The organism is Bradyrhizobium sp. CCBAU 45389, from assembly GCF_028128625.1.
GTDB classification, from domain to species: Bacteria; Pseudomonadota; Alphaproteobacteria; order Rhizobiales; family Xanthobacteraceae; genus Bradyrhizobium; species Bradyrhizobium liaoningense_B.
Genome location: NZ_LBIY01000010.1, coordinates 242,657 through 252,649, shown reverse-complemented (window position 1 = coordinate 252,649; position 9,993 = coordinate 242,657). Strand labels below are relative to the sequence as shown.

At 63.7% G+C, this 9,993-nt stretch carries 10 protein-coding genes and 1 tRNA gene; 4 read left to right on the top strand and 7 right to left on the bottom strand.

Annotated features, from left to right (window positions below; translation table 11 throughout):
• Positions 1-188: 188 nt before the first annotated feature.
• From XH79_RS06740 to XH79_RS06725, 4 genes are all read right to left on the bottom strand, one after another.
• On the bottom strand, positions 189-587 hold the full coding sequence (locus XH79_RS06740; RefSeq protein WP_212336371.1) for a carboxymuconolactone decarboxylase family protein: 399 nt from the start codon (positions 585-587) through the stop codon (positions 189-191).
• The gene (locus XH79_RS06735) at positions 520-951 is read right to left on the bottom strand and encodes a MerR family transcriptional regulator (RefSeq protein ID WP_271581131.1); all 432 of its coding nucleotides are present in this window, start codon (positions 949-951) and stop codon (positions 520-522) included. Before XH79_RS06735 ends, XH79_RS06740 begins: the two co-directional genes overlap by 68 nt.
• 183 nt (positions 952-1,134) lie before the next feature.
• Positions 1,135-2,079 (bottom strand): hypothetical protein, encoded by a 945-nt coding sequence (locus XH79_RS06730; RefSeq protein ID WP_271581130.1) that lies wholly within the window; start codon positions 2,077-2,079, stop codon positions 1,135-1,137.
• Between the two features lie 78 nt (positions 2,080-2,157).
• Positions 2,158-3,105 carry a hypothetical protein gene (locus XH79_RS06725; RefSeq protein WP_271581129.1) on the bottom strand — a complete coding sequence of 316 codons (948 nt, stop codon included), beginning with the start codon at positions 3,103-3,105 and terminating at the stop codon, positions 2,158-2,160.
• Positions 3,106-3,229: 124 nt separating this feature from the next.
• Here XH79_RS06725 and XH79_RS06720 point away from each other — a divergent pair, with 124 nt between their 5' ends.
• The 3 genes from XH79_RS06720 (at position 3,230) to XH79_RS06710 (ending at position 6,095) form a co-directional block, all read left to right on the top strand.
• Positions 3,230-4,378 carry a tetratricopeptide repeat protein gene (locus XH79_RS06720; RefSeq protein WP_271581128.1) on the top strand — a complete coding sequence of 383 codons (1,149 nt, stop codon included), beginning with the start codon at positions 3,230-3,232 and terminating at the stop codon, positions 4,376-4,378.
• Between the two features lie 281 nt (positions 4,379-4,659).
• Complete coding sequence (locus XH79_RS06715; RefSeq protein ID WP_271581127.1) at positions 4,660-5,856, top strand: acetylornithine transaminase; 1,197 nt, start codon at positions 4,660-4,662, stop codon at positions 5,854-5,856.
• Between the two features lie 163 nt (positions 5,857-6,019).
• Positions 6,020-6,095, top strand: a tRNA-Arg gene (locus XH79_RS06710).
• A gap of 3 nt (positions 6,096-6,098) precedes the next feature.
• Here the strand turns inward: XH79_RS06710 and XH79_RS06705 are convergent.
• The 3 genes from XH79_RS06705 to pcsA all read right to left on the bottom strand — a co-directional run bounded on the left by XH79_RS06705 (position 6,099) and on the right by pcsA (position 8,647).
• Entirely contained in the window at positions 6,099-7,073 is a 975-nt protein-coding gene (locus XH79_RS06705; protein WP_271581126.1) for a quinone oxidoreductase family protein, read from the bottom strand.
• 75 nt (positions 7,074-7,148) lie between these two features.
• Positions 7,149-7,883: a TerC family protein gene (locus XH79_RS06700; RefSeq protein WP_271581125.1), complete on the bottom strand. Its 735-nt coding sequence runs from the start codon at positions 7,881-7,883 to the stop codon at positions 7,149-7,151.
• Complete coding sequence (gene pcsA, locus XH79_RS06695) at positions 7,880-8,647, bottom strand: phosphatidylcholine synthase (protein ID WP_212336357.1); 768 nt, start codon at positions 8,645-8,647, stop codon at positions 7,880-7,882. The genes XH79_RS06700 and pcsA overlap by 4 nt, the downstream gene beginning before the upstream one ends.
• A gap of 87 nt (positions 8,648-8,734) precedes the next feature.
• Here pcsA and XH79_RS06690 point away from each other — a divergent pair, with 87 nt between their 5' ends.
• The gene (locus XH79_RS06690; protein ID WP_271581124.1) at positions 8,735-9,919 is read left to right on the top strand and encodes a UbiH/UbiF family hydroxylase; all 1,185 of its coding nucleotides are present in this window, start codon (positions 8,735-8,737) and stop codon (positions 9,917-9,919) included.
• Positions 9,920-9,993 lie beyond the last annotated feature (74 nt).

Sequence of the window (9,993 nt, the reverse complement as noted above, 5' to 3'; positions counted from 1 at the left end):
GATGAAGCGGTCTCCCGTCCGTTACCGCACCGGACACTCTATCCGATCCAGCGATTCGAGACTTACAAGGATGACGGGGATGGATTTGCATTCGCTGCACCCGCAATGACGCTGTGGAGGCAATCACGCCCACTATTTCGGCACCCAGCGCTCCGGCCTGGATGCGCGGGCGAGATCGGCGCGCTTCGTCATCTCGCTTCTCGCGCGGAAAACACCTCCTTGGCTGCGAACAGCCCGTTCACCGCCGCCGGGAAGCCCGCATAGACGGCCATCTGCATGATGATCTCCACGATCTCGCCGCGAGACAGCCCGACGTTCAGACCCGCATCGATATGCACTTTGAGCTGAGGCGCGGCATTTCCGAGCGCCGTCAGCGCGGCGATCGTCGCGATCTCTCGATCGCGCAGGCCGAGGTCCGGTCGGCTGTAAATGTCGCCGAAGGGAAACTCGATCACGTAGCGTGCGAAATCCGGAGCGATGTCGGCGAGAGAGGCGACGACCTTTTCGCCGGCTCTGCCGTCAATGCGTGACAGGGCCCGCTGGCCGCGATCGAAGCGACTTTCGGCTTGTGTTTGGGCGTGCGTCATTTTCCTTCGTCCTCTGTTCGTCGCCGGCATAGCCGGCGATCTTGGTATCAAGGACGAGCAGGCATTCCTGGAGTTCGGCAATCTGCGTGCGAACCTGTTCCCGGTGGATTTCCAGCATCTGCCGCCGGGCTGGCCCGGTGGCTTCGCCTTCATCACGAAGCGCCGCATAACGCAACATGTCCCGGATCGGCATTCCCGTGGTCTTGAGTCGACCGATGAATGTGATCCATGTGAGGATCGATGCGTCAAAGTCACGCTGGCCGGAACGATCCCGGTCTGCGTATGGCAGCAGCCCGATGCGTTCATAATAACGCAACGTGTGCGTCGACAAGCCGGTTCGTTTTGCGAGGTCGCCGATCTTCATGTGTGCCCGTTCTCGTACTGACGCACGTACAGATACCCCTTCGAGCGCACTCTAAGTCAAGGGGGATCGAAGGTGCCGTTCCCGTTGCGCGTCGGCGAGATCGTCACCGCGATGATCGAGCGCGCCGACGAGTACGACCTGCCCGGCAGCGGCGCGGGGTTTTGAGGGCGTTTGCTAACGACCTCAATCCACCGTAGCCCGATAAACGCCGTCCTCACCGATGTGATACAAATGCCTGCCCCGGCCCTGCAATCGGCCGGATGGCCGGCCCGAGCCGTCCGGCATCGCCAGACGCGCTCGCTTTGACATGACAATCCCGTCTCGATCCAATCGCCCGAGATGCGCCGTCTCGGGGGACTCCTGATATTGCGAGGAGAACAGGATTTCGGTCTCGGACATCGCGAATGCATGACAGCCTAGAAGTTTCGTTCGCTTCCAGGTCAATTGGAAGTCTGCGCCAATCCAACAGACCGGGAAATCCGAATAAAAGAAAATCGCGGCCTCCGCACCAGACACGTTGAGCGCATAACAATCGTAGATCGCATGGCCCGCATCGTTCGGAAACTCCCAGATTTTCTCGCCGAGAGCCGAGAAGCAGACCAGGCCGGCCTGCCCGACCGGCGCAGGGCCCGGATGTCCCCATCCATGATTTCCGAAGATGCCCTCGTCGAGATACGCAACCCAGATCCGGCCGCGACTGTCGATCTGCAGATCGCTGATGCCGTCCCCCAAAAGGAGACGGTTCATTTGTGCCGTACGGGAATCGAAGATGATTCCGTTCACGTCATAGTCTCTTTCGGCTCGCCAGGCACACCAGGCGCTCGCCAGCAAGACCCGTCCGTCTGGAAAGAGATCGACATGGGGATCGTGAAGTTCGAGAGGAGGCAGATCGATCCATAGCTCCGATCCGCCATTCAACCTGAGCAGACGGTAACGCTTCAACCTGCCCATCTTCGGATGTGGCAACACGCCAGCGGCGCGCAACGCATTCCCCGTCTCTGCGCTACCTTCCGAGGATTCGAACAGAAACAGCAGCGACTGATCGCCCGCAACCGCGCTCGCAGCGAGCGAGAAACCAGGAAGCATTGGCGCCGCGCCAATCTTCTCGAATTGTACTGATTTGATCACCCGCGCCTCTGGTGCCGCCAACCTGCTAACGGCAGGATCACCAAGCGCTCATCAAGCGCAAGCGCAAATGTCGCTCGATCAGTCTTCCGCCAGCCACTTCGGCACCCAGCGCTCCGGCCTTGGTGCGCGGGTGAGATCGGCCTTGGCCTCCGACAGCTTCGCCGGTTCGCCGTCGATGGTCGGGCGCAAATCGTACTCGAAGCTCGGCATGACGCGGCCATCGGCATAGAGTCCGAAATTCATCACGTACCACAGGCCAAGCTCGGGCTGCGCGCGGCGCATCTCCTCGCGCAGATCGCGCAACAGGGATTCGATCGAGGCGGCTTCCTCGAACGGCTGCGGTCCGCGCGTCAGCACGCGAGCCTGGTATTGGCTACCGACGATCGCGATCTCGAAATGCGTCTTGTCCCAGGGCTTCTTGCCCTTGGGCAGATGGGCGGCAAGCCGCCAGCCAAGCTCGGCCATCAGGCGATGGTTGGCCCAATAGTCCTCGCGATCCCGGCTCCATTTCTCCACGAATCCGCGGAAGTCGGGCAGCTCAGAGGCGCCGTCGTCCGGCGCAGCCGGCTCGCCGGCCGGCCGTTCGGCGAGCCATTGCGCGAGCTCGACCGTCTGGCACTCGACCTCCTCATGCGGCTTGAGATCGCTCCAGGCCTTGTCGAATTGTTGCGATGTCAACTTGGCGAGCAGCCCGTCGAGGCTCGGTGCGAGCAGCTCGTAATCGCCCTCCGACCCCAGTCCGACGATCGGCGGGTTGTCGCGGTCGAGACCGGCGCCATACCAGCCGCCGACGGCCGAGCCGTCGGGCAAGCGCATGAAAAGCGAGAATCTGTCGCGCAACGGACTGCCGTCGACGATCGGCGCGGAATCGGAGAACTGGCCCTGCAGGGAGAAGCAGCCGACGCTGCCCCAGGGACGCCCCTTGAGCCAGGTGGCAAAGTCGACCAGCAGCGTCGGCGCTTCGATTCCCGGCGGAAACGCGCCGCGAATGCTGTCGAGGTCAATCGGGTAAGGGGTATCGGACAAGGCTGAAAACTGTCTGGTTGGTCCCGTCTCCCTTGGTCTGAGCCGAGTCGCGTTCGGTTCGAACCAATTGGCGTCCGTTGATCACAAACGCGCTAGAGGCTCAATGGTTTCTACGCGGTGATCGATGAAATACAATCACAAGGCTGGTATCCGGAGCGGGCTGTACGCGATTGGCACAGCATTGATCCTGCTCGCGCTTCCCGCCGCTGCCCAATCCCCGTCGCCCGCGCAGGCGCGGCAATTGTGCTTTGGCATCAACGAGGTCAGCGACGAGCAACGCCTCGCCGGCTGCTCGGCGGTGCTGCGAACCAACCCATCCCATGCGCGGGCGCTTGCCAACCGCGGCGAAATCTTCCGGCGCAAGGGGGACAGGGAGCGCGCTGTGGCCGACCTCAACCGCGCCATCGACCTCGATCCGAAGGACGCCATCGCCTGGTATAATCGCGGCATTGTCTATGACGATCTCGGCGATCGCGACCATGCCATCGCAGACTATACGAGCGCGATCCGGCTCGAGCCCAATGACGCGCAATACTACAACAACCGCGGCAATTCATACTCCGGCAAGGACGATTACGCGCATGCGATCGCCGATTACGATCGGGCCATCAAGCTCGATCCGAAATTCGCGCTGGCTTATTACAACCGCGGCTCGACCTATCGCGAGCACGACAAGGCCGATCAGGCGCTCGCCGATCTCGACATGTCGATCAAGCTCGACCCGAATTACGGCCCGGCCTACGGCAACCGTGCACGCGTCTATCGTGACCGCGGCGACCGTGCCCGCGCGCTGGCCGATTTCGACAGGTCGCTTCAACTCTCTCCCAACAACGACCTCGACGCCTATGCGCGCGCGAGCATGTATTTCGAGACGCATGATTATGCGCTGGCGCTGGAGGATTACGACCGCGCGATCAAGGCCAATCCGATCTATTCCGGCGTGTTCAATTCGCGCTGCATGACGCGCGCGATCCTTGGACGATTGCAGGAGGCGCTGGCCGATTGCGAGCAGTCGCTGCGGATGGCGCCCAACGACCCCGATACGCTCGACAGCCGCGCCCTCACTTATCTCAAGCTCGGCAATCTCGACGCGGCGATTGCCGACTATGACGCAGCGCTGAACGCAAGGCCGCAGTTCGACAGCTCACTTTACGGCCGCGGGCTTGCGAAGCGGAAGAAGGGCGACAACGAGGCCGCCGAGCGCGACATCGCAGCGGCGAAAGCGGTCAACGCCGGCATCGCCGATGTGTTCGCGCATTACTGCGTTCAGTGAAGAACTCCGACATCGCCGATGCAAGCCGAGCGGGCGTTGCGCAAAACGCCCGCTTGACAAGTCCTGCCATTCGGCTGTAGGCACGCGCCCCATGATCAACTCTCGGACCCATCTGCGCCAGGCCATGCGTCGTCGCTCCCGCGACGATGATGGGTTGCGCCATGTCCGACGACGCCGCTGAACACCTGAATTCAGCACAGTTTTCGAGAAGGCCGCACCCGCAAAGTGCGGCCTTCTTGCTTTTTGCGTCCCTTTTCCACCCGCCTCCAGAGGAGTTCGACATGACCACCGCCACCCATCCGTATGACGCGCTGATGGACATCACCGCACGGCCCAAGGCCGTGTTCGTCCGCGGCGCGGGCTCCTACCTCTGGGACGACAGCCGCAAGCGCTATCTCGATTTCGTGCAGGGCTGGGCCGTGAACTGCCTCGGCCACTCCCCGTCCGTCATCGCGGATGCCCTCGCCGCACAGGCAAAACGGCTGCTGACGCCGAGCCCGGCTTTCTACAACGAGCCGAGCCTGAAGCTGGCTGAGCAGCTTGTCGCAAACAGCGCGTTCGACCAGGTGTTCTTTGCCAATTCGGGTGCGGAAGCCAATGAGGGCGCGATCAAGCTCGCGCGCAAATATGGCAGCTTGCACAGGAACGGCGCGTTCGAGATCATCAGCTTCGAAGGCGGCTTCCACGGCCGGACGCTGGCGACGATGTCGGCCTCAGGCAAGAAGGCGTTCGAGCCGTTGTTCGAGCCGAAAGTATCAGGCTTCAAGAAGGCGAAGCTGAACGACATCGCCTCGGTCGAGAAGCTGGCCAACGCCAACACGGTGGCTGTGATGCTCGAGCCGATCCAGGGTGAATCGGGCGTGTGGCCGGCGACCGACAAGTTTTTGCAGGAGCTGCGCGCGCTGACCGAGGCACACGGCCTGCTGCTCATCTTCGACGAGATCCAGACCGGCATGGGCCGGACCGGAAAGCTCTTCCACTATGAGCACGCCGGCATCGCACCCGACATCATGACGCTCGGCAAGGGCATCGGCGGCGGCGTGCCGCTCGCGGCGCTGCTCGCGACCGAACGCGCCTCCTGCTTCGAGCACGGCGACCAGGGCGGCACGTTCAACGGCAACCCGATCATGTGCGCGGCGGGGCTTGCGGTGCTGGAGGAAGTCTCCAAGCCCGACTTCCTGAAGTCGATCACCGAGACCGGCCTGTTGCTCGAAAGCGAGCTGCAGAAGGTCTCGGCCCGGCACGGGCTCGGCGGCGTGCGCGGCCGCGGGCTGCTGCTGGCGCTCGATCTCAAGCTTCCTATCGCGCCAGGGATCGTCGCGCAGGCGTTCGAGGCCGGCGTGCTGCTGAACGCGCCGCAGGTCGACAGCTTGCGCTTCATGCCGGCGCTGAATGTCACGAAGGCGGAGATCGCCGAGATGATCGATTGTCTCGATGGCATCTTGACCAAGGCCGGCGCGGCAAGACGGGTGGCATAGTGCCGTAGGGTGGGCAAAGCGAAGCGTGCCCACCTTTCAAACCGTCGTTACGAAATGGTGGGCACGGCGCTTTGCGCCTTTGCCCACCCTACGACAGCTGGCCGATGCGATGGACAGCTGAAGTACCAACCCCAATGCGCCCTGCGCACATTGGGGCCATATGGGTTCCGTAGCTCAAGGGAGAGAGCACCGCGTTGCGGGCGCGGAGGTTCGAGGTTCGAGTCCTCGCGGGACCACCACTCTTACGGCTTCAAGATCGACGCGCCCGTCGTCTTGCGGCTTTCGAGATCGATATGGGCCTTCGCGGCGTCCTTCAGCGCGTAGGCATGGTTGATCGGCACGTGCAGCTTGCCATTGATGACCGCGGCGAACAGCGTGTCGGCGCCTTCCAGCAGCTCCTTGCGCGTACCGATATAGTCGTTGAGCTTCGGCCGGGTCGCAAACAGCGAGCCGTGATTGTTGAGCTCGGCGATCGAGAACGGCGGCACGGGGCCGGACGCGTTACCAAAAGAAACGAACATGCCGCGCGGCTTCAGGCAGGACAGCGAGCCCGGGAAAGTCGCTTTGCCGACGCCGTCATAGACGACGTCGCAGCCCTCGTTGCGGCTGATCTGCTTGACGCGGGCGACGAAGTCTTCCTCGTTGTAGAGGATGACGTGGTCGCAGCCATTGGCCTCCGCGAGCTCGGCCTTCTCGCGCGAGCCGACGGTGCCGATGACGTGGGCGCCGAGCGCGCTCGCCCATTGGCAGGCGAGCAGGCCGATGCCGCCGGCGGCGGCGTGGATCAGCACGCGGTGATGCGGCTCGACCTTGAAGGTCTTGTGCAGCAGATACCACACCGTCAGCCCCTTCAGCATCAGCACGGCGCCCTGCTCGTGCGTGATGTGGTCGGGCAGCTTGACCAGCTTCTCCCAAGGGAGGTTGCGCTCGCCGGTATACGCGCCGAGGTTGTGGTAATAGGCGACGCGGTCGCCGGGATGGAAATGCGTGACGCCGGGCCCGACCGCAACCACCTCGCCCGAGGCTTCGTTGCCGGCGATGAAGGGCAGCCCCGGCGCTTTGTAGAGGCCGGTCCGGTAATAGACGTCGATGAAGTTGAGGCCGACCGCGTGCTGGCGGATGCGCACCTCGCCGGGGCCCGGCGCCGGCACCTCGACGCTCTCATAGACCAGGGCTTCGGGGCCTCCGACCTTGTGCACACGGATGGCTTTGGTCATCACCTGACCTCCTCTTCTCCAAGGCTGAGCGAAAGACATCGCGCCCGCCTTGTCAACTCGACGCCGACGGGACGGCTATACCGACGGCTTGCGCGCCTTCCTGCGGTTGCGCTTGGCCAGCACGTTGAAGAATTCGACCGCCGCCGAGAACGCAATTGCGAAATAGATGTAGCCGCGCGGGATGTGGAATCTGAATCCGTCCGCGACCAGCGCGACGCCGATCAGCACCAGGAAGGCCAGCGCCAGCATTTTTGTGGTCGGATGCTCCGCGACGAATCGCGACACCGGCCCGGACGAAATGTACATGATCAGGCAGGCGATCACGACGGCCGCGATCATGATCTCGATGTCCTGGGCCATGCCGATCGCGGTGATGATCGAGTCCAGCGAGAACACGATGTCGATGATGATGATCTGGACGATCACCCAGAAGAAGGCACTGCCGCCGGATTTCTCATCGCCGTCCTCGTCATCGACCTCGACCTCGGCGTGGATCTCGTGGGTCGCCTTCGCGATCAGGAACAGGCCGCCGCCGATCAGGATCAGGTCGCGCCAGGAAAACTCGTAATCTGCAAACGAGAACACCGGCGCGGTGAGGCCGATCAGCCAGACCAGCACGCTGAGCAGGATGATGCGGAAGATCAGCGCCAGCGCGAGCCCAATCTGGCGGGCGCGGTTCGCCTGCTGCTCCGGGATGCGCGAGACGATCACTGACAGGAAGATGACGTTGTCGATGCCGAGCACGATCTCGAGCGAGGTCAGGGTCAGCAGCGCGGCCCATGCCTCGGGGCTGGTGATCAGATGCATCATGCGAAGGATCTTGCGAGGCGGATCAAGGCGTCGCTGAAGCTGATCCAGAGTGCGATCGCGCATAGCGCAACCGTCACGCCGGGGCCAACGCGAAAGTCCATGTCCAGCGTGTAGAGGGACAGCAGCGCCCAGATCGCGATCAGCGACATGGTCAGCCAGCGCAGCCGCACGACCCGGACCGGATGCAGCACGTGGAACGGCACGAATGTCAGCACCACCAGCGCCGCGACCAGCAGCGTGGACCACAAAGGCGACCAGTGCAGCAGGAACAGGTAGAACGCCGCCGCATTCCACAGCGCCGGGAAACCGCGGAAATGATTGTCGTCGGCCTTCATGCGCAGATCGGCGAAATATAATGCGCTGGTGACGATGATGGCGACGCCGAGCAAGGGCGCTGCGACCGGCAACAACAGCCCGCTCGCCACGATCGCATAGGCCGGCACGAACACATAGTTGACGAAGTCGACCACGAGATCGAGCACGTCGCCCGACCAGTTCGGCTGCACGTTCTTGACGTCGAGCCGGCGCGCGATCGGACCGTCGATCGCGTCGATGATCAGCGCGACGCCCAGCCACTGAAACATCGCCGCCCAGTGCTCGCGCACGGCCTCCAGCATCGCGAGCAGCGCGATCGCCGCACCGAAGGCGGTGAAGATATGCACCGAGAACGCCGCGGCGCGGATCGCGGGTGTCGGCTTCAGGGAATCCTCTTGGCTGTCCATGGCTTCTGCTACCAGAATGAGACCGGTTTGCACATAAGCCATTGCGGCGCCCGGTCGCACAATTCGCCATAAACCCTAGGAAAAATAGGTGGGCTTGAATTTGCCGCGGGGCGTGTCATTTGTCGTTCCATGACAGACGCATCGACACTTTTTGACGCAGCCGTGATCGGCGGCGGCCCGGCCGGACTGGCAGCGGCGATCGCACTGGCGCAGGCCGGAGCACGGACCGCGCTGGTGGCACGGCGCCTGCCCTATGCCGACAATCGCACCACCGCGCTGCTGGGCGCCTCCATCGATCTCCTGGAAAGCCTCGACGTCTGGCAGCGCTGCAGGGACAAGGCGGCCGCGCTGGAGGTCATGCGGCTCGTCGACGACACCGGGAGGCTGTTCCGCGCGCCGGAGGTCCGTTTCTCCTGTCACGAAATCGGGCTCGACGCCTTCGGCTACAACATCGACAACCGCTCGCTGATGCTGGCGCTGGAAGAGCGAGCGGCGGAGCTGCCCGGGATCGTCCGTTTCGACGGCGAGGCCGAAAGCGTCGTCATCGAAGCCGATGATGTCGCGATCCGCACGGCTTCCGCACAATTCCTCTCGGCCCGGCTCGTGGTCGGCGCCGACGGCCGGCATTCATTGTGCCGGGAGGCCGCCGGCATCGCAGTTGCGCGGCGCGAGCTGACGCAGACCGCGCTCACCTTCAACGTCGGCCACACGCGGCCACATCGCAACGTCTCGACCGAGTTCCACACGCCGCACGGGCCCTGCGTATTCGTGCCGCTGCCCGGCGACCGCTCCAGCATCGTCTGGGTATCGGCGCCCGCGGACGCCGAGCGTCTGCGTGGCCTCAGCGACGAGGAGCTGTCCGCCGCGATCGAGAAGCAGTCGCATTCGATCCTGGGACGCATGACGGTCGAGCCCGGGCGCAACCTGTTTCCGCTGGCGATCGAGCGTCCAAAATCCTTCGGCCGCGACCGTATCGCGCTGGTCGGCGAGGCCGCCCATGTGGTCCCGCCGATCGGCGCCCAGGGCCTCAATCTCGGCCTGCGCGATGCCGCCGACATTGCGCGGCTCGCGGGCGAGGCGATCGCAGCGGGCCATGATCCCGGCGCGGACGAGGTGCTCAAACGCTACGACGGCGCCCGGCGTCCGGACATCCTGAGCCGGACCTTCGCGATCGACATCGCCAACCGCTCTTTGCTCAACGACTTCCTGCCGCTCCAACCGGTCCGCGCCGTCGGCATGCACCTGCTCGGCGCCATCGGCCCGCTCCGGCGTTTTGCCATGCGCGAGGGTCTGACGCCGACCTGGCGACGCTAGCTTGGCGGAACCTGGATCCCGCGTGAGCGTACCGCCCTAAGTCGCTGTTTTAACGCTATTTTCCGGCATATTCC

Bases quoted from the DNA above. Each gene is read 5' to 3' on its own strand.
- XH79_RS06740 (WP_212336371.1), bottom strand. From the start codon at position 587: ATGACGCACGCCCAAACACAAGCCGAAAGTCGCTTCGATCGCGGCCAG.
- pcsA (WP_212336357.1), bottom strand. From the start codon at position 8,647: ATGGCTTATGTGCAAACCGGTCTCATTCTGGTAGCAGAAGCCATGGAC.
- XH79_RS06700 (WP_271581125.1), bottom strand. From the start codon at position 7,883: ATGATGCATCTGATCACCAGCCCCGAGGCATGGGCCGCGCTGCTGACC.
- XH79_RS06705 (WP_271581126.1), bottom strand. From the start codon at position 7,073: ATGACCAAAGCCATCCGTGTGCACAAGGTCGGAGGCCCCGAAGCCCTG.
- XH79_RS06735 (WP_271581131.1), bottom strand. From the start codon at position 951: ATGAAGATCGGCGACCTCGCAAAACGAACCGGCTTGTCGACGCACACG.
- XH79_RS06720 (WP_271581128.1), top strand. From the start codon at position 3,230: ATGAAATACAATCACAAGGCTGGTATCCGGAGCGGGCTGTACGCGATT.
- XH79_RS06690 (WP_271581124.1), top strand. From the start codon at position 8,735: ATGACAGACGCATCGACACTTTTTGACGCAGCCGTGATCGGCGGCGGC.
- XH79_RS06715 (WP_271581127.1), top strand. From the start codon at position 4,660: ATGACCACCGCCACCCATCCGTATGACGCGCTGATGGACATCACCGCA.